The sequence below is a fragment of the Candidatus Methylopumilus turicensis genome (assembly GCF_000953015.1).
In the GTDB taxonomy this organism is placed as follows: Bacteria; Pseudomonadota; Gammaproteobacteria; order Burkholderiales; family Methylophilaceae; genus Methylopumilus_A; species Methylopumilus_A turicensis.
Window position 1 is genome coordinate 1,345,158 of the sequence record NZ_LN794158.1, and the last position, 22,843, is coordinate 1,368,000.

Here is a 22,843-nt window from a genome sequence, read left to right on the forward strand (position 1 = left end):
GAGCAAATATCATGGCTGAAGCAGAAAAACAAAATTGGTTGGAGCGGTTAAGTCATTTTCTATTACGCGAGCCAGATGACCGCGAACAACTTGTCGAGCTCTTGCATGCATCCTTTGAAAAAAGCCTACTAGATGCAGATGCGCTCGCCATGATTGAAGGCGTGCTTCAAGTTTCCGAAACGCAAGTACGCGACGTCATGATTCCACGCTCTCAAATGGATGTGATCGACATCACGCAGAGGCCAGAAGAGTTTATTCCCTTCGTGATTGAAACCGCACACTCACGTTTTCCAGTCATTGATGATGACAAAAATGACATTATTGGCATTTTATTAGCGAAAGACTTGCTGCGTTATTACGCAGGCGAAGACTTTGATGTGCGCGATATGTTACGCCCAGTGGTATTTATCCCTGAGTCTAAGCGCCTCAATGTTTTGCTCAAAGAATTCCGCAGCAACCGTAATCATATTGCGATCGTGGTAGATGAGTATGGCGGTGTTGCAGGCATGATTACGATTGAAGATGTGCTTGAACAAATCGTTGGCGACATCGAGGACGAATACGACTTTGACGAAACAGAAGACAATATCATTCGTGATACACAAGGTAGATACCGTGTAAAAGCGCTGACTGAAATCGCTGATTTCAATGAAATCCTGGGTACAGAATTTAGTGATGAAGAGTTTTCAACCATCGGTGGGTTAGTGGTGAGTCAATTCGGCCACCTCCCAAAACGGGGTGAAACGGTGACATTCAACAACCTAAAGTTTACGGCCCTAAGAGCTGATAGCCGTCGCTTGCATTCCGTACTGATTGAACAATTAGAGATTCAGGAAGCGTCAGAATAGCCAACAACTGGAACTTATTTCCGATCTTCCGCTCACAACAATACCTATGATTTGGAGCTCACCATGAAGTTAGTTACATTCGCACTGTTAATCAGCCTTTCTGGTGTAGCGTTTGCTGAAACAGCAATAGCCAAAAAAAGTGCTGAAATTCCAACCGCTGATAAAGAATTTGTTGAAAAAATTAATGGGTTTGATAAAGCTAAAATTATTGAACAGCTTGGTGAGCCAAGTATGGCCGAAGATGTACAATCGTCAGCTGGTAAAGCCTTTGCGTCTATTTGGCAGTATCACTATTTAAATACGAATGACAAAGGTGAGTATTATCAAACCACTGAGTTAGACTTTATAGACGATAAAGTAGTGATGGTAGTATTTATGAATAATGATGGTAAAGAAGTTCCAGCGGATGCGGTTAAAGTGACACCAGGCAAAAAATAGAGTCTCACACAATCTAACAAGCGGCTTTTTAAGTCGCTTTTTTTTGGTGAAAATAATCTGCTTTAGCGAATATATTTTATAGAAAAGCGCCTTACGGGCTTAGCATCAATTTTTAAATCTGCTCCCAGAAATTTGCACGTAGAATAGTACTCAACTCAACAAGTACTGAAATCATGCAAAGAATTAACCTGCCCCCACAGATCACTAGCCTACTATTGGGTGCTTTATGCGTATTTGGTTTTGCGCCGTTTTATGTTTTCATCCTACCCGTCATCAGCCTTGCAGGCTTATTTTATTTGTGGGAACTCACCACCTCTCCTAAGCAAGCCGCAAAAATAGGGTTTGCTTTTGGGTTGGGCTTTTTCATTGCTGGCATATATTGGATATATATTAGCCTGCACGACATCGGCGGCATGCCATTTTGGATGGCAGGGTTGGCAACCTTTCTCTTGTGCGCATTTTTGGCGCTATTCCCTGCACTCGTTGGCTACTCAGCAAAACTTAGCGTTCATCCACTTGCCAGCGCAGCCATACTCTGGGTGCTGAGCGAATGGGTGCGAAGCTGGATTTTTACTGGATTCCCTTGGTTAGCGGTTGGCTACTCACAAGTACCATTTAGCCCACTGGCTGGCTATGCACCAATACTCGGCGTGTTTAGTGTGGGCTTCGCGGTCACAGTGAGTGCAAGCCTTTTAGTTTTGATTGCACAAAACAGACACCGTCGCGTGGCATTTGCAGGGATTTTGACCATTTGGATGATTGGCGGGGCCGCCAGCCTCGTTAATTGGACAATCCCGATTGGCAAGCCGACTAAAGTTGCTTTAATCCAAGGGAATATTGCGCAAGAAATAAAATGGGATGAGGCTATTGCCATCCAAACCGTGAATCAGTATTTGAGCATGGCCAAGCAAGCACACGCTGAGTTGGTCATCCTGCCAGAAACTGCCTTGCCGCTGGCCATCAATTTGGCACAAAAAGACATGGCGCAAGACCAAGTGTTGGCGCCATTCAAAACCATCGCCATGCAAGACCACAAAGCCATTTTGGTTGGTGCAGTGTCACAAAATAAAGATGCTTATTTCAACACCATGCTGGGCATCTCAACCCTTGATGCCGTTCAGACTTATCACAAATCGCACTTGGTGCCGTTTGGCGAATTCATTCCGTTTAAGTCAGTTTTTGGCTGGATTTACAGAGACTGGCTCAACATGCCGCTCAGCGATTTAAGCCGAGGAAGTCACGAACAAAGGCCGATGCAAATGGCAGGGCAAAAAATTGCAGTGAATATCTGCTATGAAGACGTGTTTGGCGAAGAAATTATTCGCCAATTGCCGGGAGCAACTTTACTGGTCAATGCCAGCAACGACGCTTGGTATGGTCGCTCAAGTGCCGCCGAACAACATTTACAGTTTTCACAAATGCGCGCTTTAGAAACAGGCCGCATGGTGCTTCGCGCCACCAACACTGGCGCGACAGCCATTATCAGCAACAAAGGCAATGTGCTTGCCACCGTGCCGCAATTCACTACCGTCATCTTAAACGGGACTGTTCAAGGTTACACAGGCAGCACGCCGTACATCCGCTGGGGCAATTGGGCGATTATCAGTTTATTATTCATCGCGTTAATTCTTTTATGGGGGCGCAAAAAGAAGTAAAATCGCGTGTTACCACTTACGCCGCGAACGTATTCTATTAAATTGCGGCATTAATAAAACAAGAAAACCAATCATGCTGACGTTTCAACAGATTATTTTAAACCTGCAAAACTACTGGGATAAGCAAGGTTGCACGCTGATGCAACCCTACGACATGGAAGTTGGTGCGGGGACCTCTCACACTGCCACATTCTTACGCGCACTTGGTCCAGAGCCATGGAAAGCCGCTTATGTGCAACCTAGCCGCCGCCCTAAAGATGGTCGATACGGTCAAAATCCAAACCGCTTACAGCACTACTACCAATTCCAAGTCGTGCTAAAACCAGCACCAGCGAATATTCTTGAGCTTTACCTTGGCTCACTTGAGTCACTCGGTTTTGACCTCAAACAAAACGACATCCGATTTGTAGAAGATGACTGGGAAAACCCAACGCTAGGCGCATGGGGTTTGGGTTGGGAAGTTTGGCTGAACGGCATGGAGGTCACACAATTCACCTATTTCCAACAAGTGGGTGGCATTAACTGCAAACCAATTACTGGCGAAATCACTTACGGTTTAGAGCGCTTGGCCATGTACCTTCAAGGCGTGGATAATGTTTACGACCTTATTTACTCAAAGGGAGTGAATGGCTCAGCCGATGTGAAATACGGTGATGTATTCCATCAAAACGAAGTCGAGCAATCGACCTACAACTTCGAGCACAGTGATGTAGATTTCTTGCTTACCGCATTTAATGCGCACGAAAAACAAGCCCAGCACCTCACAGAAAATAAACTAGCCTTGCCTGCTTACGAGCAAGTGCTAAAAGCCGCCCATACCTTCAACTTGCTCGATGCGCGTGGCGCAATTTCAGTAACTGAGCGTGCTGCTTACATTGGCCGCATTCGTAACTTGGCACGTGCAGTTGCTGCTGGCTATTTAGATAGCCGCGCCCGCCTTGGCTTCCCAATGGCGCCAAAAGTATGGGCCGATGAGGTGTTAGAAAAAATTGAACTTGAGAAGCAAGCACAAAATAAAAAGGCAGCAGCATGAGTAGCAACAATTTATTAGTCGAATTATTTGTCGAAGAACTGCCGCCTAAAGTGCTTAAGAAGCTAGGTGACTCTTTTGCTGGCACAATATTAGAAGTGCTTAAAGCCCAGGCCTTAACAGGAGAGAGTAGCACTGCAACAGCCTATGCTTCACCACGCCGTTTAGCGGTTCACATTACGGCAGTGTCATCGCAAGCTGAAGACAAAGCCGTTTCACAAAAGCTAATGCCTGTGACAGTTGGCTTGGATGCTAATGGCAATGCAACGCCTGCACTAGTGAAAAAGTTGAACGCATTAGGTGCTGACGAATCTGCCTTTTCAAAACTCAAACGTGAAAATGATGGTAAAGCGGACATCTTGTTTTACGATGCGCTCGTCAAAGGGGCTTCACTTTCTGAAGGCCTACAAAAAGCCGTTGAAGAAGCTTTAAGCAAACTGCCAATTCCTAAAGTCATGACTTATCAATTGGGCGATGGTTGGGAAAGCGTTAACTTCGTTCGTCCCGCCCACGGCCTAGTCGCTTTGCATGGCAATACAGTCGTGCCTTTGAGCGTACTTGGTTTACAGTCTAGCAACCACACGCAAGGCCATCGTTTTGAAGCGAGCGTTTCGCCTGTGGTAATTAAAGATGCAGATAGCTACGAAGCACAAATGCAAAATGAAGGCGCAGTTATCCCTAGCTTTGATGCACGCCGTGCTGAAATCGTCCGCCAATTAACGGCGGCAGCGCAAAAGCAAAACCTCAAGCCTATCGAAGATGATGCCTTGCTCGATGAAGTGACGGCATTAGTTGAGCGTCCAAATGTGTTGCTTGGCCAATTTGAGACTGAGTTCTTGGAAGTACCGCAAGAGTGTTTGATTTTGACCATGAAGGCGAATCAAAAATACTTTCCACTACTCGATGCTAACGACAAGCTCACCAACAAATTCTTAATCGTCTCTAACATCAGTCCGGCAGACCCATTCAAAGTAGTGGATGGTAACGAACGTGTGGTTAGACCACGTTTGGCTGATGCTAAATTTTTCTTTGACCAAGACCGCAAAAAAACCTTAGCTTCAAGACTGAGCGGCTTAGAAAAAGTGGTTTATCACAATAAGCTAGGCACGCAAGCCGAACGATCAAAACGCGTCAGTGATTTAGCCAAAGCGATTGCATCTAAGATTGGTGATGCCAACTTAGCGACTAAAGCAGAGCAAGCCGCGCAGCTTTCAAAAGTGGATTTGCTGACCGACATGGTGGGTGAGTTTCCAGAGTTACAAGGCATCATGGGGCGCTACTATGCGCAACATGAAAAGCTAGATAACGACATTGCTTTTGCGATTGAAGATCACTACAAGCCACGTTTTGCAGGGGATGAATTACCTCGTAGCATCGTCGGTATTGCAGTCGCCATTGCCGACAAATTAGAAACATTAGTCGGCTTATTTAGCATCGGCGAAAAGCCAACGGGCGACAAAGATCCATTTGCACTGCGTCGTCAGGCATTGGGCATTATCCGCATGCTGATTGAGTGCAAACTCAATATTTCATTTGAGACGATTATCGACCTGGCGCTTCAACAATTCAAAGTGGAAGATAAAGCGGGTGTTTTAGCCGCAATTACCGAGTTCTGCTTTGACCGCCTGAGTGTTAATTTACGTGAACAAGGCGCGAGCGCTCAAGAGGTAGATGCGGTATTAGCGCTCAACCCAAGCTTGCTGAGCGAGATTCCAAAACGCTTAGAAGCCGTGCGCGCATTCTCAAGCTTGGACGAAGCACCAGCGCTTGCCGCGGCTAACAAACGTGTTGGTAACATCTTGAAGAAAATTGAAGGCAATGTAGAAGCAAAAATCAACGATGCCCTGCTTCAAGAACCTGCTGAAAAAGCCTTAGCAAGCACCCTTGCTAAAATCAAGCCAGAAGCAGATGCCTTGTTTGAGAGTGGCGACTACACCAATTCACTTAAAGCATTAGCGGCACTCAAAGCGCCTGTGGATGACTTCTTTGATAATGTGATGGTGAACGCTGATGACCCTGCGCTTAAAGCCAACCGACAAGGCTTACTAGCAACGCTCCACCAAGCCATGAACCGCGTGGCTGACTTATCTAAGCTGGCGGCATAAAGATGAAACTCGTGGTGCTAGACAGAGACGGTGTCATTAATTTTGACTCTGTTCACTTTATAAAAAGCACCAACGAGTGGATTCCTATTCCAGGCAGTTTAGAGGCGATTGCACTCCTCAACCAAAGTGGCTACCGCGTGGCGATTGCGACTAACCAATCTGGCATTAGCCGTGGGCTATTTGACATGGTGACGCTTAACGCAATCCACGACAAAATGCACAAGGCGCTTGGCCAACTTGGCGGCAGAGTCGATGCGATGTTTTACTGCCCACATTCAGCAGATGACAACTGCGCTTGCCGCAAACCAAAACCAGGCATGATGGAAGAGATAGGCAGACGTTTTAGCCAAGACATGAAAGGCGTGCCGATGGTGGGTGATGCTTTACGTGACCTCCAAGCGGGCGCGGTGCTGGGCATGCAACCCATGTTGGTTCGCACAGGCAAAGGTGAGCAAACTTTGGCAACTGGCGGCTTGCCTGATGGCACTTTGGTTTTCGCTGATTTAGCAGAAGCCGTTCAACACATCATTGCAAAAAACTAAGGGAAATAAGGCTTAATAAGATGCAATCAATACGATCAATATTGTTTAATCTAGGGATGCTTGTGATCACCCCTATATTTTCAGTCTTGGCGATTTTGCTTTTCCCTTTACCAGCAGTCCTGCATTCACGCATCGTCAGCAGCTGGGCTTACCTTGCCATGTTTTGGCTTAAAGTCACTTGCGGCTTAAGCTTCCGCGTCATCGGTAAAGAAAATATCCCCAATCACGCTTGCATCGTTTTAGCCAAGCACCAATCTGCTTGGGAAACTATCGCGTTCCAAACCATTTTCCCCCCGCAGATTTGGGTGATGAAGCGCAGTCTTTTGTGGATTCCATTTTTAGGTTGGGCGTTCGCAGCACTACGCGCCATTGCCATTGACCGAGCCGCGGGTCGCGAAGCACTTAAACAAATGGTTGACCAAGGCATGGATAGACTAGCAAAAGGTTTGTGGGTTGTGATTTTCCCTGAAGGCACACGCATCGCACCAGGCAAAAAAGGCAAATACCATATTGGCGGCGCTTGGTTAGCTACGCATACTCAAGCCACTGTTGTTCCTGTTGCGCACAATGCCGGTGAATTTTGGCGCAAAAATTCATTCTTAAAAACACCTGGCGTGATTACCGTTAGCATCGGTAAGCCAATTGAAACTTCGGGCTTAAAGCCAGATGCAGTCAATCAAATGGTGGAAGCATGGATTGAAAGTGAAATGCCGCTTTTAAGAAATCGCTAAAATGACACAGTTCCATTTGCCTATTCCCAATGGCGAAGCAATTCCATACACCCTAGAGCGTCGCACTCGTAAAACCGTTGGCCTAAAAATCAACCACAATGGCTTAATTGTTCATGCCCCAACGCGACTTTCACAAAAAGAGCTAGAGCGCATGTTGCTCAGCAAAGCCGATTGGATAGTCAAAAAACTACAATCTCAGCAAGAAAACCAACTTGAGAAATTCATTTGGGAAGATGGCGCATCACTACTTTTACTCGGCAATGCCATCGAACTTTCTGTTCGTATGGATTCGGTTAGTCGCGCTTTAGAATATGAGCCAGGCCGTATTTCTGTTGCACTGCCCACCCCCAACAACCAAACCAGCATCGCTAGAAAAGTGCTGCAATGGTACAAAAAACAAGCGCTGACTGACTTCACAAGGCGCATTGCATTACTCGCAGCCAAGCTTGGTGTGGACACACCACCACTCTTTTTAAGCAGCGCACGTTCACGTTGGGGGAGCTGTAATAGTCGCGGAGAAGTAAGGCTCAATTGGCGCTTGTTGCAAGCCCCGCCACACATCATAAATTACGTGGTGGCGCATGAATTGGCTCACCTTAAAGAAATGAACCACTCTGCTAAATTTTGGGCAACGGTGGAGCGAATTTATCCAGATTACAAAACTGCAGAAAAAGAACTCAAAGCTTGGTCGGCTAAAATGCACCGTATCTGAGTATAGGCTATCACTATGAACCCGCCGACTTAGCAAGTTAATGAAAATCATGAGTGCTTATTCATGAACACTGATAGCGTGACTTTTGATGTGAAGCGTATTATTCATTCAAAGCGATGCAATGACTGCAAAGCAACTTAAACAAACATTTGGAGAATTATTATGTGGACAAAACCAGCAGCTACAGAAATGCGTTTCGGCTTTGAAGTAACAATGTACGTAATGAACAAATAATTCTTTTTAAGAATTGTTGTTTAAAAAAAAGACAGCCTAGGCTGTCTTTTTCTTTATGTGAGGGTCACTTCAATCGAAGCGCATTCAAGACCACAATCAGCGAGCTAACTGACATGCCTATCGCCGCCATCCATGGGCTTAGCAAACCAGTTGCCGCAAATGGCAAAGTAACCAGGTTATAAGCAATTGCCCAAATAAAATTTTGCCTAATCACGCTGATGCCAAATCGGCTGGTCACCAGCGCATGTTCAATTTCTAATAGGTGTTCGGTAAGCAAGACCACATCACCCGTTGCGCGTGCCATTTGTGTGCCACTGCCCATGGCCATGGAAACTTGCGCAGCCGCCAGCACTGGCGCATCGTTAATGCCATCCCCCACCATTGCCACTACTGCGCCTTGCGCTTGCAAAGCATGGAGATGGGCTAATTTATCTGCTGGCGAGCAGGCCGCATTCCAGTCATCTACACCAACCAATTTGGCAAAGTGCGAGACTGCTTCAGCCGAATCGCCACTCAAAATCGACACTTGCAGGCCTTGCTGTTTCAATTTTTGGATGAGCGCTTGAGCCTCTGGCCGCGTTTGGTCTGCCAATACAAAAGTCGCGAGCAAACGTGTTTCATCACTGAGCCAAACCACAGTTGCTCCTGATAAATACTCTTGCGCTAAATCAGCCGAAAAAGTCTGATGCAACTTCGCATTGCCCAAACGCAATTTAAGCCCCGCTACCAGCCCCTCAACCCCTTGGCCTGGGATATTCTTCACTTCCGTCGCTAATTGCACTGGGTGATGACCCTGTGCGTTTAGGAAGGCTTTTGCAAGCGCATGCTCTGAGTGTTTCTCTAAACTCGCGGCGAGTTGCAAACAGGCTTCTGCATCAAGATCAGCATGCGTGATGGTATTCACTAAACTTAGCTGACCTAGTGTGAGTGTGCCTGTTTTATCAAACACAAAATGTGTGACCTTAGCCAAAGTTTCTAAAGCATGGCCACGCGTTAATAAAACGCCACGTTCAATCAAATGCGAGCCAGCCGCAGCAAACGCTGCTGGGGCGGCGAGGGATAAGGCACAAGGGCAGCTCACCACTAAAACCGTCAGCACAATCTCTAAGATACGGTCAGGCTGAATTTGCCACCAGACCAAGGCAACCAAGGCAACGGTGACAAGCAAAGCGCTTGTGAAATATGCAGCAACACGGTCAGCCGTTTCGGCGAGCTTTGGCTTTTCTGCTTGCGCTCTATCTAGTAAACGGGAAATGCCCGCGAGCATGGTGTTTTCAGCAATTGCGGTGACTTGAATGGTAAGCGGACTCTCGTAATTGATACTGCCTGCAAATACTTGGGCGCCTAAAGATTTGGGCAGTGGGCGGCTTTCTCCGGTGAGCAGGGACTCATCCACACTACTCTCGCCTGTCACCACTTTGCCATCCGCGGCAATGGTTTCGCCTGGTCTCGCTAGAATAAGGTCACCTAATTTCAACTCCATCACTGGGGTTAAAGTTTGCGTCTGCCCCTCTACTTTCGTCGCCATGACGGGCGCGAGTCGTAAAAGATTCTCTGAGGCTTCAATAGACTTTTCACGGGCATTACGTTCGAGATAGCGTGTGCCCAACAAGAAGAACACGAGCATGGTGAGCGTGTCAAAATACACCACGCCTTGCCCGTGCACGGTTGCCCAGACGCTCCCCACAAAGCCAGTCATTAGGCCTAAGCTGATGGGCACATCCATGCCAACTTGGCGATTGCGAATACTGCACCATGCAGAAACGTAAAACGGCCACGCGGCATAAGTAATCGCTGGGATAGTTAGGACAAAACTAAACCAGCGTAATAATTGTGCGGTTGCAAATTCCAATCCTTGGGCAGGGCCTGCATATAAGGCCACGGCTATCATCATGACCTGACCGGCACTTAAGCCAGCTACGGCAAGCCTTCTAAAATCCGATTTACGTTGTTGCTGACGTAAGGCATCTTGTTGCTGCGCACTAAAAGGATGGGCGTGATAGCCAATTTTATTGATTTCAGCCAAAATCTGACTAAGCTTGATTTGATGGTCGTTCCAGCGAACGCGGGCGCGCTGTGAACCGTAGTTCACATTAACGCTTATAACACCAGACAACTGATTTAAATGCCGCTCGTTGAGCCAAACACAAGCAGCACAGGTAATGCCTTCAAGAATAAGCGAGGCCTCTTTGTAGTCCCCTTCGCCATCGAGCACAAAGCTTTTTTGTACTTCAGGATGGTCGTAAAGCGCGAGCTGAAGCAGCACATCGGGAACGAGGTCTTCAGCGGTTTTAGGAAGTTCAGTACGATGCTTGTAATAGTCTTCTAGACCATTCTCAACAATAGACTCGGCGACAGACTGACAGCCTCGACAGCACATCTTTTGGGACACCCCAAAAACAGTCGCTGAAAAATTAAATCCCTGTTGAAGTGTTAAACCACAGTGGAAGCAGACTACTTTAGCTTGAGATAAATGATGTTGCGTTTGCTCTTGCCGCCCGATTTGCATCACTTTAATGCTATTGCCCAACGGTTATCGGCTGCTTAAGTGCGTAGTGCGCTTCGCCTTTCACAATCTCTAGATCACTCAGCCACAAACCTTGATCCGACAAACGCAACATCGCGTGATATTCACCAGGCTTCGTCTCAGAAAACCGGATCGTTTGATCATCTGCACTGTTGGCCATACGCCAAAACTCGATCGTGATCGTCGCAGCAACAATCGGCTGTCGTTGTTTGTCAGATAACTTAATCGTGATATTGGATGCAAGATTATTTTTCAACACATCTAAGCCTTGAATATCAACATTCCAACCGAGATTTTTTTGTTGCTCAATCTTTTGCACATGAGATTCATAAAGTTTATTTCTATCATGCGGAATGACACCAGGAAAGCCTGTATGCACCTGACGATTGGCGGGGTTAGGTAAAAAAGAGCGTGTAATCAGATCAGGCAGGCCTCGCGTCGCGACTGATAGGAGTATTGCATTCAGCAGCAACAACCCCATAAAAAAGCCAATAATGACTCTTGGTGCCCAATGCATATTTTCTTTTTTCTTTTGCATGCCCCCAAAAACAATCAGTAAGCCTGCATTGGCAAGATAAACAGCGAAATGAATGGTCAGAACATCGCCACCAGGCCAGTGCTTACTGCTGTATGCGATGTAAGTAATAAATGGTAAAACCCCACTTAGCACCCCCGCCCAAAAATTTGAAAGGCCTGCCTTGCGAACCAAAAAGAATAAAATGACGGCAACAAGTAAGCCACCAAACAGGGTTTCTGTCATGCTTAATTCATTTGCAAATATTGGCATTAGTCGTGCTCTCTCGGACTGTTGAAATTAGTTTTAACCCTAATCACTTCACTTGTTGATGCGCGCGTGATCAAAAAGTTAAACTCGTCGATCTTGGATGCATCTTCGGCAGATAAATTCACTGTCGCATTCATATTTAAGCCTTTACCCGCTTTGATAGAGACCTGTTTGAAAAAGTGCATATCGAGTGATCTTGGCGAAATCCCTTCTACATCAACTGCATAAATTTCATCAGCTTCTGTTTTATTAACGATATGGATCACATATCGATTTCTAAAACTACCATCAGACAGCATCACGTAAAGAGGCTGACGAACTTGCTGAACGTTTACCTCGGTCGTGGTTCGAGTACCAATGTTATAAAACAACAATGCCGTCATTAACAGTATGGCACCTGCATAACCAAGCACTTTGAACCGCTTCCACATCACTTTGGGTGGATGCGGTAAATCACTCGCGAGATTAGTTTCAGAGTCATAACGAATCAAGCCGCGAGGATAACCAACAGAATCCATAATGTTATCGCAGGCATCAATACAAAGACCACACGAAATACACTGATACTGAAGACCATTTCGGATATCAATCCCTGTCGGGCAAACCTGCACACAGAATCCACAATCAATACAATCGCCGTGACCAGCTTGAGTCCGCTCGTCATGTGTTTTTAACCCTTGAATTGGGATAGTGCGTCCTTTTAATCCTTCGCCACGCTTAGCGTCATAGGTAACAGCTAAAGTGTCAGCTTCATACATCACCCCCTGAAAACGGGCATATGGACAAGCAAACAAACAGATTTGCTCGCGGGCGATTCCCGCTGCAATGTAGGTTGAAATTGTGAGTATCAACACGGCAAAATAGCCGCCTGAAGAAGCCGTACCGTTAAAAAATGCTTGGACAAACATGGGGGCGTAACTGAAGTAACAAACGAAAGTCACGGCCGTCCAAAATGAAACCAATATCATCAACGCATGAGATAAACCTATTTTGAATATTTTTTCGACGTTCCAAGCTTGTTTTTTTAAGCGCAATCTTGCTGGACGTTCGCCTTGAATTAAATGCTCAATTTGAATGAAGAGGTCCGACCAAATGGTTTGGAAACAAAAATAACCACACCAAGCGCGACCAACAAGACCCGTTACAAAAAATAGGAGTGCAGCGGCAATAAATAACAGCATCGCCAACCAAAAAATATCTTGCGGGTAAACGATCAAATCAAAGATAAAAAAGCGGCGTGATGTGAGATCAAACAAAATAGCTTGGCTTGCGGCGCTGACACGATCCCAAGGCATCCATGGCAGCAAGAAATATACAGAGTAAGCAAGCACCATGACGGCTGTTTTGAAGTGACGAAACTTGCCCTTAACGGACCGCGTCACAATGGGTATGTGTTTTTGATAAAGTGATTTATCTGCTTGTTCTGACATTATCTTCTTTCAAACAATAAAGGCCCGCAATTACTTGCAAGCCTTTATTTGTTAACTACAACGATGTGTTGGCTTGTTTAAGCTGTTTTCGACAAACAATGACGCTAAAACAAGTGCTTGTATTGCAAGCGATGAATTACTTACCACCACCTAAACTATCATGCACATAAACAGTTAACAATTTGATTTGTTCTGGCTTTAAACGAGCGCCCCAAACTGGCATAACCCCTTTGTTCATTCCATCATAAATAAGCGTTTTAACCTCAGTGAGCTTTGCTTCAGGCGTTTTAGCACCTAACACATCAGGCCATAGCCAGATTTTATCTGTAAGGTTTGCAGATCCAATGGCTGGATTACCTTTAGCATCTGCACCGTGACAAGCATAACAACCGGCTTTATCACCGTGAAAAATTGCATCACCTAATTTGGCTGCGTCAGCATTATGTGGTTCACCTGACAAACTCAAGACATAGCTACTCACTTGTGACAACTCCTCATCATTCAAAATCGCTTTAAATGAAGGCATCACACCATTACGGCCGGCAATAATAGTAGTCTCAATATTTTCATAAGCACCACCGTACTGCCAGTGGTCATCTGTCAAGTTGGGTGAAAATTTCACCTTTCCCTGACCGCCTGCTTGATGACATGGCGCGCAGTTAGTGGCAAATAACGTTTTACCCGCTGAGTTAACAAACTGCATTAATTCCGGATCTTTTGCGACTTCTTCAAAAGACTTAGAAGCAACCTTATCAAAGTATTGCTTTTGCTCTGCTTTTAATTCGTTCATTTCAACCATTAACTTAGAACGCATATTCCAGTGTGTGGTTTTCGTTTCTTGTGTGCCATCTGCTTTAGTAGCAACATAAGTGACATTATTTAAGCCGGCGATACCTTTGGTGTAGGTGTTCGCTACAGGCCATGCCGGATAAAACAACCAATATACGATCGCAAAGGCAAATGTAACGTAAAAACCCCAGATCCACCACCTAGGTAATGGGTTATCTAACTCTTCTAGATCATCGTCCCAAACGTGACCCGTTGTCTGAGTTGTTGCTTTTTTGTTGTCCTGACTCATGATTTTTTCCCTACTTAAATATCGTCATCTTGCAAAGGTATATGTTTGAAACTTTCTAATTGCGCACCGCGCTGCTTGCTTCCATAAAGATAAATCAATACCCCACAGAATAAGCCGAAGAAAATAACCAAAGATACTGGCTTGGTATTTTCAAACTTGGTAAACCACATTAGCCATTCCATATCAATTTCCCCTAGCTAAAATATTTATCATCAATAATACTTTGATAACCCACGCGATTAGCGGAATTTAGCAAAGTAGTCATCGTCATATTTTCTAAAATCAACCATCGTTCCAAGTAACTGTAAGTAAGCAACCAATGCATCTGTCTCAGTTAGCTTCTCTGGATTGGTATCGTAGTTACCTGCTTGCGCTTGCGCGAGAAGATTTTTCTCTGCATCAGGAATATGTAGGTTTTTAGCTACATCCGCGCCAAACTCTTTCACGTTCTTGTCGTATTCAGCCTGACTAATAGAGTATGGAACGCCTGTGGTTCTCAACGCTTTCATTCGGCCTTGAATATCAGAATAATCCAAATCTGTTTTTACTAACCAAGGGTAGTTTGGCATAACAGACTGCGGCACTAGTGACCGAGGCGCTGTTAAATGTTGCGTGTGCCAATCGTTAGAATATTTGCCACCGACACGCGCCAAGTCTGGACCTGTGCGCTTTGAGCCCCATTGGAATGGATGATCATACTTTGATTCAGCTGCTAGTGAGTAATGTCCATAACGTAGGGCTTCATCGCGGAATGGACGAATCATTTGTGAGTGACACAAATAACAACCTTCGCGAATGTAAATATCCCTGCCTCGTAATTCAAGTGGGCTGTATGGGTGAACACCGTCAACCTTTTCAACAGTTTCTTTGATAAAAAACAGCGGGACGATTTCAACTAAACCACCCGCGCTAATTGCGAGCATTGTTAGGATAATCAATATACCCACGTTACGTTCGATATTGTCATGCTTCATGGTAACTCCAGCTTTTATAATGGTTTAGGCTTAAAGCTTAAGCCTGTTCAGTTGTGCCACTCTTGATCGTTTTGTACATGTTGTAACTCATCAAGACCATACCGCTTAGGAAGAATAATCCGCCAACCGCACGCATAATGTAAAGGTTATGCGCCGCTGCAACAGCCTCAATAAATGCATATTGCAAATTGCCGAAATCATCAAAAGCACGCCACATTAAACCAGCCATAATGCCTGAGATCCACATCGCAGTGATGTAAAGCAAAATACCAATCGTCGCTAACCAAAAGTGGATGTTGATGAGACGGTTGCTATACATTTGAGTATTCCAAAGTTTAGGCACCATATGATAGAAACTACCAAAAGTGACCATCGCTACCCAGCCCAGTGCGCCTGAGTGAACGTGACCAATCGTCCAATCCGTGTAATGCGAAAGTGCATTTACGTCTTTCAATGACATCACAGGACCTTCGAATGTAGACATGCCATAAAAAGAGAGAGACACAATCAAGAAGCGAATCACTGGATCAGTGCGCATTTTGTCCCAAGCCCCAGACAATGTAAGAATCCCGTTTACCATGCCGCCCCACGATGGAAGCAAGAGCATGATAGAGAATGTCGCAGCTAACGTTGATGTCCAGTCAGGAATCGCAGTCCAATGCAAGTGGTGCGCACCTGCCCACATGTACAAGAACACCAATGCCCAAAAATGCAGCACTGAGAGTCTGTAAGAGTAAATTGGACGGCCAGCTTGTTTAGGCACAAAGTAATACATCATGCCCAAGAATGCCGCTGTTAAGAAGAAGCCTACCGCGTTATGTCCATACCACCACTGTGTCATCGCATCCTGCGCGCCGGCGAAGAGACTATATGACTTCATCGAGAACAAACTGACGGGTACTGCCAAGTTATTGAATGTGTGAAGCAGAGCCGTTGCTAGGATAAACGCGAGGTAAAACCAATTGGCAACATAAATATGTGGTTGTTTGCGCTTCATCAGAGTCGCCACAAACAAAACTAGATACGCCACCCAAACGACTTCAATCAGCAAGTCAATAGGCCACTCCATCTCGGCATATTCACGGCCTTGTGAGTAACCCATCACATTACCAAGCGCGGCTAACACAATAATAGCCTGCCAACCCCAGAAGGTGAAAGATGCAAGGCCATCGCTAAATAAACGAGCTTGGCAAGTACGTTGCACAATGTAATAAGAAGTTGCGAAGAGCGCGCTACCCCCAAAACCAAAGATGACAGCGCCAGTATGAACTGGACGTAAGCGACCAAAGGTAATGTAAGGAATATCGAAGTTCAATACGGGAAAGGCAAGTTCAGAGGCAATGTATACCCCAACCAACATTCCCACCACGCCCCAAACCAACGTCATGATCGCGAACTTTCGAATCACGTCATAATTGTATTGTTCAGTATTTGTAACACTCGCAGTCGTCATAACCACGTCTCCTAAAACTAAAATGATTAACTTTAACTTTCGATATTTAACTACTTTTGATTACCTAAAAGCAAGCTTGAATGAGTTACAAAATTTGCTTTATGTCACTTGCAATTTCAACCGGCTTTTGACCATACTTGAAATAAATTCTTATTTTTCCTGTTTTGTCATAGACATAACTTCCTGCGCCATGATCAATCGTATAACCATAACTAGTCGCTGATGATTGTTTTTCATAAAACACTTTAAAGTGTTTAGCAATGTCGACAGTTTGATTGGGATGCCCATAAAGGCCTATAAAATGCCCATCAAAACTCGGCACATACTGCGCTAATATCTTTTTAGTATCACGCTCTGGATCCAGCGTGATAAAAACCACCTGGACTTGGTCAGCTTGGTCACCGAGCAGCCTCATTGCTTTTGCCATATCCGCCATCGTGGTCGGACACATGTCTGGGCAATGAGTATATCCAAAAACAACCACTAAACTCTTACCAACAAAATCACTTAACTGGCGCTCATGTCCAAAATGATCGTTTAGCGTTAATTCGTTCGTAATGCCGGTGCCAGAAATGTTTGTCCCAAAATAATTGGCATTCTGCGCTTTATCACGCGCGCACCCGCTTAAAATCAAAACAATCAGTATTGATAAAATTTTGTACATTCTCTTCTCAATACATGACAACGATCGATGAACAAAATTCAACCCGTTAAGAATTTAACGCCCTGAAACAATCGTATTGCTTGCCAAAGCCTTTTTAAATGAAGAAACTCACTCCGAACGATGGCAGTGCGCAACGAAACAAACAGCACATATTAATATTCGCGCTTCAGAAAGTTTGAGCATTATAGATTCAATTTTTGTTTTTTTTAAGCCTATTTTCAACGAAAAATAAACTTCATTTTTGAAAGTTAGTTTGATTGCGTCTATTCAGCACGCGGGCTAGCGTTTACAATTGAGGTTTTTTGCGCGCTGGAGAATTAACATGGCAATCGCCACATCAATGGCTGACCGTGACGGTCTTATTTGGTATGACGGCAAAATGGTGGATTGGCGTAGCGCCACGACACACGTCCTTAGCCACACATTGCATTACGGTATGGGTGTGTTCGAAGGCGTACGTGCATACAAGACAGACAAAGGCCCTGCAATTTTCCGCTTGAAAGAACACACAGACCGACTTTTCCGCTCAGCGCACATCTTAGGCATGAAAATGCCTTTTGATAAAGCAACGCTCATGGAAGCGCAAAAAGCGGCGGTGCGTGAAAACAATCTTGAATCAGCCTACATGCGTCCAATGGCGTTTTATGGTCCTGAGGCAATGGGCATTTCAGCGAAAACATTATCAACGCACGTTATTGTTGCCGCTTGGACTTGGGGTGCTTACATGGGCGACGAAGCCATTAAAAATGGTATCCGCGTCAAGACATCTTCTTTTTCACGTCACCATGTCAACATTACTATGTGTAAAGCCAAAGCCAATGGTAACTACATGAACTCTATTTTGGCACACCAAGAAGCCGCGCAAGATGGTTACGATGAGGCTTTGTTGTTAGATGTTGACGGCTTTGTGGCTGAGGGATCTGGCGAAAACGTATTTATTGTTCGTAACGGTAAATTAATCACACCAGACTTAACCAGCGCACTTGAAGGCATTACGCGCGACACCATCGTCCAATTAGCTGGCGAAATAGGCTTAGAAGTGATTGAAAAACGCATCACTCGTGATGAAGTTTATTCGGCAGATGAAGCATTTTTTACTGGCACAGCTGCTGAAGTAACGCCAATCCGTGAGCTAGATAATCGTGCAATCGGCGAGGGTAAACGCGGCCCGATCACGGAAAAACTCCAATCGATGTACTTCGATATTGTTAAAGGCAAATCAGCGAAACATGCTGACTGGCTAACGTTAGCTTAAGAAACTGCCGTCTCATTCAATTCAGAAAGATTAAGGAAGCACCACATGGCCAACAACCCTAAAATCATTGAAGTCAGTGCAAAGGATTTACCATTACACTGCCCTACCGATGAGGTCGCTCTGTGGTGTTCTCATCCGCGTGTATTTTTGGATTTGTCTGAAACAGGTAAAGCAAGCTGCCCTTATTGCGGGACAACATACCAACTAAAAGCGGGCGAAAAAACGGGCCATCACTAAGTTCTAAATCAAACCAGACTTATCAATTCAGACTTAATGTAAATTCAGGCCTAAATTACATCTAGGCCTAAATTACATCTAGACCTAAGTTAAATCCAGAATTAAGTTAATTGCGCTACACTCACTGGATTCCCCCACAAGGCGCTGATGACTTTTTCAGTACCAACCGCATTAATGTTGGACCAAAAGCTAACGTTCCCCGCAACATCTGAAGCACTCAGGAGCTGACTCTCTTGTAGCCTACTCTTTAAGTGCTTTGCTACAGCATCGCCTGTATCAACCAACACAACGCTTCCTCCAGCCAATTGTTCGATTAAAGGCTTTAAAAAGGGGTAATGCGTACATCCCAACACAATGGTATCTGCATTGGCGTCTAACAAAGGCTGAACATACTGACGCAACAACGCCACTGTTGATGCATCAGCAAGCTCGCCTTTTTCCACACACTCTACCAAGCCAATGCATGCTTGCGTCACGACTTGAACGCCCTGTCCATAATGTTCCAATAAAGCAGCAAACTGAACACTTTTTAGGGTGCCGCTAGTCGCGAGCACACCAACTACGCCTGTTTTTGTTGCCGCTACCGCAGGCTTCAATGCTGGCTCCATACCAATAATCAATAAGTCAGAGTAGCGTTCACGTAAGTCAGCCACTGCTGCGGCAGTAGCCGTGTTGCATGCAACGACCAAAGCTTTAACACCTTGATTGATTAAAAATTCAGCCAAATAAAAACTTCGTGCTCGAATAAACGCCGGTGTTTGATTGCCATAGGGGGCAAACTTAGAATCAGCGACATAAATAAGATCTTCATGTGGCATCAATGCCCGAAGGTGTTTGAGCACAGAAATACCGCCCACACCTGAGTCAAAAACACCGATAGGGGCGGCAGAAAAATTCAAGTTTTTTTGCATGCCCATGAGTTTAGCTGAACTCGCACCAGAATGTCATTTTCTATCATCAGCATCAGTTACAATATCAACTATATTAAAAGCTTCAAGGATATCAAGGTGGCGAATAGACTAAGTAAGATTTATACAAAAACAGGGGACACAGGCACCACAGGCCTTGGTGATGGCTCACGAATCAATAAAGACAGTTTACGTATCGACGCCATGGGTGACGTTGATGAGCTAAACGCAGTGATCGGAATATTGCTGACTGAACCATTACCTGAAGCGATACGAAGCACGCTTGATGATGTTCAACATGATCTGTTTGATGTGGGAGGGGAAATCTGCATTCCGGGCTACACCATGCTAAAAACAGAACGCGTCACTGCACTAGAAAATGTGCTCGATGAACTAAACGAGCCCCTTCCATCACTTAAAGAATTTATTTTGCCTGGTGGCTCCCGCGCTTCTGCCTACTGTCATTTAGCACGAACAGTATGCCGACGTGCTGAGCGCTCCATGATTAAGCTCAACCGTGATGAAACAGTCACCGTCATTTCATTGCAATACATCAACCGTTTGTCAGACTTGTTATTTGTCATGTGTCGCAGCATCAATCATGCTGCCAACGTGCCCGATGTCTTGTGGCATAATAAATCTTAAATTAAGAACAACTGAACCTTGAGCCTGAATGATTAAAAAACTACTGCAGCGCGTATTTTCAAAAAAAGACAAATCCGCCAAGCATGAAACTGCCAAGCAAAATGGCCGGGCTAATAAGCCCGCCGACACCAATAAAAATGCAGGTCATAGCGCCAAACGTATTGCGAGTAAAACGCATGGAATTGACCGTCGTTTGCTCAGCAATGCTGCCGTAAAAACAACCGAAGGTTTGCAAAAAGCCGGCTTCGAAGCTTACATTGTTGGCGGTGCAGTAAGAGACCTGCTCCTCAAAAAGCGTCCTAAAGATTTTGATGTGGCGACCGATGCTACGCCAGAACAAGTGAATCGTGTGTTCCGCCGCTCACGCATTATTGGACGCCGATTCCGACTAGTGCATGTGATGTTTGGTGACGAAACCATCGAGGTTTCGACCTTCCGCGGCAGCCATTTGGGCGAAAGTGATGAGAACCAAGTGGCCGACTCCGGTCGAATTCTGCGTGATAACGTTTTTGGCAACCAAGAAGAGGATGCCGTTCGTCGCGATTTCACTGCCAATGCGCTGTATTACGATCCAGCGACCGAAGATGTCCTAGATTTCCACAACGGTGTCCCCGATATTCAAGCTGGAATATTAAAAATGATTGGCGACCCCGTTACTCGCTATCGTGAAGACCCAGTGCGAATGCTCAGAGCTATTCGTCTTTCGGCAAAATTAGGTTTAAAAATAGATGGGGCAACAGAATCACCCATTCCAAAATTAGCGACACTGTTAAATGATGTGCCTCCGTCACGTCTGTTTGATGAAATGCTCAAATTATTCTTGTCTGGCCACGCGATTGAAAGCGTTATTCAATTGCGCAAACATGGCTTACATCACGGGCTACTTCCATTACTAGACGTTGTGCTTGAACAACCTATCGGCGCAAAGTTCGTCAATTTAGCACTCAAAAATACTGACGCCCGCGTGCTGGCTGAAAAGCCTGTTTCACCTGGATTTTTCTTCGCAACTTTACTTTGGCACGAAGTGTTGGTGGCATGGCAACGCTATCAAAAGCAAGGGAATCGTCCGATTCCTGCCCTTCATATGGCCATGACAGAAGTCAGCGACATTCAAGCAGAGAAGCTCGCTATTCATAAACGCTACAGCACCACCATGAAGGAAATTTGGGGCCTACAACCTCGGTTTGAAATGCGTGTGGGCAAACGTCCATTTGGTCTACTAGAGCATCCACGCTATCGGGCCGCATATGACTTTTTGTTATTACGTTGTGAGTCAGGCGAAGTTCCGATGGAGCTTGGTGAATGGTGGACGAAGTTTGCAGAATCTCATGCAGATGAGCGCTTAACTCTGCTAAAAAACCTTCCCGCAGGCAACCAAACTGAATCCAAGCCTCGTCGTCGTCGCAGAAGAAAACCTCCTTCACAATGAAGCACCAGGCTTTCATCGCTTTGGGGAGCAATCTAAATAATCCGCAAGCACAAATTGAGCAAGCTTTGCACAGCATTGCAAACACCCCAAAAATCAAGCTCATCAAAGCATCCTCACTCTACAAGACTGTCCCGATTGGTTATGACAATCAACCCGATTTTATGAATGCCGTTGCCGAAATAGAAACTGAATTAACGCCTTTAGCGCTGCTGCACGCAATCTTGGATATTGAAAACCAACATGGTCGAGAAAGGCCTTTTCCCAATGCACCTAGAGTGCTTGACCTAGACGTTTTACTTTATGAGAACTTCGTCATCAACACACCAGAACTGACAATACCGCATCCAAGAATGCATTTACGGGGCTTTGTCATGTTGCCGCTTGCCGAAATCGCACCAAAAATTAACATTGGCAACCATGGATACGCTGACGTAGTTGCCGCAAAATGCGATAATCAGGGCGTAAGCAAACCTTAATTTTAAAAATAAGTCCTCAGGTATAAAACGTGAAAATGAATATCACAGAAAAATTTCCCTACATTGTGATAGAGGGGCCAATTGGCAGCGGCAAGACCACGCTTGCGCGTAAATTAGCCGATCAATTTCCTGTGAACTTATTACTAGAAAAAGCAGAAGCCAACCCCTTTTTAGCAAGGTTCTATCAAGATGCTGAGCGCTACGCGTTACCAACTCAGCTTTTCTTTTTGCATCAACGTAGCAATCAAATTCGTGATTTAAGTCAGCGCGATATTTTTGGCGATGCCACTATCGCAGACTTTTTTTTAGAAAAAGATCCGTTATTTGCCCGCCTCAACTTAAATGATGAAGAGTTTTCACTTTACCGACAAATTTATCAAACCATGGAAGTGCAAGCGGCTAGGCCAGACTTAGTCATTTACTTACAAACTCCTGTAGACGCCCTTATTGAACGCGTCGAGCAGCGCAATATCAGCTATGAGCAAGCTATTCCGCGTGAATATCTAACGCGACTTTCGGATGCTTACAGTGAATTCTTCCACACCTACGACAGTTCACCGTTGCTGATTGTGAATAATGAAAAAATCAACATCACCACCAGCGATGAAGCACTAGATCTGCTCGTTGAACGCATTATGCAAGTGCAAAGCCGCCGTGAGTTTTTCAATCCCGATTGGAACTAAGCGCA

General features: G+C 45.2%; 24 protein-coding genes. 15 read left to right on the forward strand and 9 right to left on the reverse strand.

The genetic code is table 11. The annotated features are described in order from the left end of the window. Nucleotides 1-11: 11 nt before the first annotated feature. The 9 genes from BN1209_RS06715 (at nt 12) to pqqA (ending at nt 8,295) form a co-directional block, all read left to right on the forward strand. The gene (locus BN1209_RS06715) at nt 12-848 is read left to right on the forward strand and encodes an HlyC/CorC family transporter (protein ID WP_045751490.1); all 837 of its coding nucleotides are present in this window, start codon (nt 12-14) and stop codon (nt 846-848) included. A 63-nt stretch (nt 849-911) separates the two neighbouring features. Next, nucleotides 912-1,286: a hypothetical protein gene (locus tag BN1209_RS06720; protein WP_045751491.1), complete on the forward strand. Its 375-nt coding sequence runs from the start codon at nt 912-914 to the stop codon at nt 1,284-1,286. Between the two features lie 173 nt (nt 1,287-1,459). After that, nucleotides 1,460-2,941: an apolipoprotein N-acyltransferase gene (gene lnt, locus BN1209_RS06725; protein ID WP_045751492.1), complete on the forward strand. Its 1,482-nt coding sequence runs from the start codon at nt 1,460-1,462 to the stop codon at nt 2,939-2,941. A gap of 73 nt (nt 2,942-3,014) precedes the next feature. After that, a complete protein-coding gene (gene glyQ, locus BN1209_RS06730; RefSeq protein ID WP_045751493.1) occupies nt 3,015-3,974 on the forward strand; it encodes a glycine--tRNA ligase subunit alpha in 960 nt (319 codons plus the stop codon). Then, nucleotides 3,971-6,076, forward strand: coding sequence for a glycine--tRNA ligase subunit beta (gene glyS / locus BN1209_RS06735; protein WP_045751494.1), 2,106 nt, complete (start codon nt 3,971-3,973; stop codon nt 6,074-6,076). The genes glyQ and glyS overlap by 4 nt, the downstream gene beginning before the upstream one ends. Nucleotides 6,077-6,078: 2 nt before the next feature. Then, nucleotides 6,079-6,618 (forward strand): D-glycero-beta-D-manno-heptose 1,7-bisphosphate 7-phosphatase, encoded by a 540-nt coding sequence (gmhB, locus tag BN1209_RS06740; RefSeq protein WP_045751495.1) that lies wholly within the window; start codon nt 6,079-6,081, stop codon nt 6,616-6,618. Between the two features lie 20 nt (nt 6,619-6,638). Next, entirely contained in the window at nt 6,639-7,349 is a 711-nt protein-coding gene (locus BN1209_RS06745) for a lysophospholipid acyltransferase family protein (protein ID WP_045751496.1), read from the forward strand. A 1-nt stretch (nt 7,350) separates the two neighbouring features. Next, nucleotides 7,351-8,061, forward strand: a complete 711-nt coding sequence (locus BN1209_RS06750) for a M48 family metallopeptidase (protein WP_045751497.1) — start codon at nt 7,351-7,353, stop codon at nt 8,059-8,061. Nucleotides 8,062-8,223: 162 nt separating this feature from the next. Further along, nucleotides 8,224-8,295, forward strand: coding sequence for a pyrroloquinoline quinone precursor peptide PqqA (gene pqqA, locus BN1209_RS09045; protein ID WP_081624291.1), 72 nt, complete (start codon nt 8,224-8,226; stop codon nt 8,293-8,295). A 64-nt stretch (nt 8,296-8,359) separates the two neighbouring features. Here the strand turns inward: pqqA and BN1209_RS06755 are convergent, their stop codons facing one another. The 8 genes from BN1209_RS06755 to BN1209_RS06785 form a co-directional block, all read right to left on the reverse strand. Then, on the reverse strand, nt 8,360-10,804 hold the full coding sequence (locus BN1209_RS06755; RefSeq protein ID WP_045752041.1) for a heavy metal translocating P-type ATPase: 2,445 nt from the start codon (nt 10,802-10,804) through the stop codon (nt 8,360-8,362). Between the two features lie 10 nt (nt 10,805-10,814). Beyond that, nucleotides 10,815-11,582, reverse strand: a complete 768-nt coding sequence (locus BN1209_RS06760; protein WP_082048463.1) for a FixH family protein — start codon at nt 11,580-11,582, stop codon at nt 10,815-10,817. Nucleotides 11,583-11,608: 26 nt separating this feature from the next. Next, on the reverse strand, nt 11,609-13,036 hold the full coding sequence (gene ccoG / locus BN1209_RS06765; protein WP_045751499.1) for a cytochrome c oxidase accessory protein CcoG: 1,428 nt from the start codon (nt 13,034-13,036) through the stop codon (nt 11,609-11,611). 136 nt (nt 13,037-13,172) lie between these two features. Beyond that, the gene (locus tag BN1209_RS06770) at nt 13,173-14,114 is read right to left on the reverse strand and encodes a cbb3-type cytochrome c oxidase N-terminal domain-containing protein (protein ID WP_045751500.1); all 942 of its coding nucleotides are present in this window, start codon (nt 14,112-14,114) and stop codon (nt 13,173-13,175) included. 14 nt (nt 14,115-14,128) lie between these two features. Beyond that, complete coding sequence (locus BN1209_RS09050; RefSeq protein WP_082048423.1) at nt 14,129-14,296, reverse strand: cbb3-type cytochrome c oxidase subunit 3; 168 nt, start codon at nt 14,294-14,296, stop codon at nt 14,129-14,131. 57 nt (nt 14,297-14,353) lie between these two features. After that, a complete protein-coding gene (gene ccoO, locus BN1209_RS06775; protein ID WP_045751501.1) occupies nt 14,354-15,088 on the reverse strand; it encodes a cytochrome-c oxidase, cbb3-type subunit II in 735 nt (244 codons plus the stop codon). A 37-nt stretch (nt 15,089-15,125) separates the two neighbouring features. Continuing rightward, complete coding sequence (gene ccoN / locus BN1209_RS06780; RefSeq protein ID WP_045751502.1) at nt 15,126-16,541, reverse strand: cytochrome-c oxidase, cbb3-type subunit I; 1,416 nt, start codon at nt 16,539-16,541, stop codon at nt 15,126-15,128. 85 nt (nt 16,542-16,626) lie between these two features. Then, entirely contained in the window at nt 16,627-17,205 is a 579-nt protein-coding gene (locus BN1209_RS06785) for an SCO family protein (protein WP_045751503.1), read from the reverse strand. Nucleotides 17,206-17,545: 340 nt separating this feature from the next. Between BN1209_RS06785 and BN1209_RS06790 the strand changes: the two genes are divergently transcribed. Further along, nucleotides 17,546-18,460 carry a branched-chain amino acid transaminase gene (locus tag BN1209_RS06790; RefSeq protein WP_045752042.1) on the forward strand — a complete coding sequence of 305 codons (915 nt, stop codon included), beginning with the start codon at nt 17,546-17,548 and terminating at the stop codon, nt 18,458-18,460. Nucleotides 18,461-18,505: 45 nt separating this feature from the next. Then, entirely contained in the window at nt 18,506-18,697 is a 192-nt protein-coding gene (locus tag BN1209_RS06795) for a zinc-finger domain-containing protein (RefSeq protein ID WP_045751504.1), read from the forward strand. A gap of 101 nt (nt 18,698-18,798) precedes the next feature. Here the strand turns inward: BN1209_RS06795 and murI are convergent, their stop codons facing one another. Beyond that, nucleotides 18,799-19,608 carry a glutamate racemase gene (gene murI, locus BN1209_RS06800; RefSeq protein WP_045752043.1) on the reverse strand — a complete coding sequence of 270 codons (810 nt, stop codon included), beginning with the start codon at nt 19,606-19,608 and terminating at the stop codon, nt 18,799-18,801. A gap of 96 nt (nt 19,609-19,704) precedes the next feature. Between murI and BN1209_RS06805 the strand changes: the two genes are divergently transcribed. Genes BN1209_RS06805 through BN1209_RS06820 form a run of 4 tightly spaced genes read left to right on the forward strand, consistent with a single transcriptional unit; the run spans nt 19,705 to nt 22,838 of the window. Continuing rightward, on the forward strand, nt 19,705-20,250 hold the full coding sequence (locus BN1209_RS06805; protein ID WP_082048464.1) for a cob(I)yrinic acid a,c-diamide adenosyltransferase: 546 nt from the start codon (nt 19,705-19,707) through the stop codon (nt 20,248-20,250). 28 nt (nt 20,251-20,278) lie between these two features. After that, nucleotides 20,279-21,679, forward strand: a complete 1,401-nt coding sequence (gene pcnB / locus BN1209_RS06810) for a polynucleotide adenylyltransferase PcnB (RefSeq protein ID WP_045751505.1) — start codon at nt 20,279-20,281, stop codon at nt 21,677-21,679. Next, a complete protein-coding gene (folK, locus tag BN1209_RS06815) occupies nt 21,676-22,155 on the forward strand; it encodes a 2-amino-4-hydroxy-6-hydroxymethyldihydropteridine diphosphokinase (RefSeq protein ID WP_045751506.1) in 480 nt (159 codons plus the stop codon). The genes pcnB and folK overlap by 4 nt, the downstream gene beginning before the upstream one ends. Before the next feature lie 35 nt (nt 22,156-22,190). After that, the gene (locus BN1209_RS06820) at nt 22,191-22,838 is read left to right on the forward strand and encodes a deoxynucleoside kinase (RefSeq protein ID WP_045751507.1); all 648 of its coding nucleotides are present in this window, start codon (nt 22,191-22,193) and stop codon (nt 22,836-22,838) included. Nucleotides 22,839-22,843: the final 5 nt, after the last annotated feature.

Bases quoted from the DNA above. Each gene is read 5' to 3' on its own strand.
- BN1209_RS06715 (WP_045751490.1), top strand. From the start codon at position 12: ATGGCTGAAGCAGAAAAACAAAATTGGTTGGAGCGGTTAAGTCATTTT.
- BN1209_RS06720 (WP_045751491.1), top strand. From the start codon at position 912: ATGAAGTTAGTTACATTCGCACTGTTAATCAGCCTTTCTGGTGTAGCG.
- lnt (WP_045751492.1), top strand. From the start codon at position 1,460: ATGCAAAGAATTAACCTGCCCCCACAGATCACTAGCCTACTATTGGGT.
- glyQ (WP_045751493.1), top strand. From the start codon at position 3,015: ATGCTGACGTTTCAACAGATTATTTTAAACCTGCAAAACTACTGGGAT.
- glyS (WP_045751494.1), top strand. From the start codon at position 3,971: ATGAGTAGCAACAATTTATTAGTCGAATTATTTGTCGAAGAACTGCCG.
- gmhB (WP_045751495.1), top strand. From the start codon at position 6,079: ATGAAACTCGTGGTGCTAGACAGAGACGGTGTCATTAATTTTGACTCT.
- BN1209_RS06745 (WP_045751496.1), top strand. From the start codon at position 6,639: ATGCAATCAATACGATCAATATTGTTTAATCTAGGGATGCTTGTGATC.
- BN1209_RS06750 (WP_045751497.1), top strand. From the start codon at position 7,351: ATGACACAGTTCCATTTGCCTATTCCCAATGGCGAAGCAATTCCATAC.
- BN1209_RS06755 (WP_045752041.1), bottom strand. From the start codon at position 10,804: ATGCAAATCGGGCGGCAAGAGCAAACGCAACATCATTTATCTCAAGCT.
- BN1209_RS06760 (WP_082048463.1), bottom strand. From the start codon at position 11,582: ATGACAGAAACCCTGTTTGGTGGCTTACTTGTTGCCGTCATTTTATTC.
- ccoG (WP_045751499.1), bottom strand. From the start codon at position 13,036: ATGTCAGAACAAGCAGATAAATCACTTTATCAAAAACACATACCCATT.
- BN1209_RS06770 (WP_045751500.1), bottom strand. From the start codon at position 14,114: ATGAGTCAGGACAACAAAAAAGCAACAACTCAGACAACGGGTCACGTT.
- BN1209_RS09050 (WP_082048423.1), bottom strand. From the start codon at position 14,296: ATGGAATGGCTAATGTGGTTTACCAAGTTTGAAAATACCAAGCCAGTA.
- ccoO (WP_045751501.1), bottom strand. From the start codon at position 15,088: ATGAAGCATGACAATATCGAACGTAACGTGGGTATATTGATTATCCTA.
- ccoN (WP_045751502.1), bottom strand. From the start codon at position 16,541: ATGACGACTGCGAGTGTTACAAATACTGAACAATACAATTATGACGTG.
- BN1209_RS06785 (WP_045751503.1), bottom strand. From the start codon at position 17,205: ATGTACAAAATTTTATCAATACTGATTGTTTTGATTTTAAGCGGGTGC.
- BN1209_RS06790 (WP_045752042.1), top strand. From the start codon at position 17,546: ATGGCTGACCGTGACGGTCTTATTTGGTATGACGGCAAAATGGTGGAT.
- BN1209_RS06795 (WP_045751504.1), top strand. From the start codon at position 18,506: ATGGCCAACAACCCTAAAATCATTGAAGTCAGTGCAAAGGATTTACCA.
- murI (WP_045752043.1), bottom strand. From the start codon at position 19,608: ATGCAAAAAAACTTGAATTTTTCTGCCGCCCCTATCGGTGTTTTTGAC.
- pcnB (WP_045751505.1), top strand. From the start codon at position 20,279: ATGATTAAAAAACTACTGCAGCGCGTATTTTCAAAAAAAGACAAATCC.
- folK (WP_045751506.1), top strand. From the start codon at position 21,676: ATGAAGCACCAGGCTTTCATCGCTTTGGGGAGCAATCTAAATAATCCG.
- BN1209_RS06820 (WP_045751507.1), top strand. From the start codon at position 22,191: ATGAATATCACAGAAAAATTTCCCTACATTGTGATAGAGGGGCCAATT.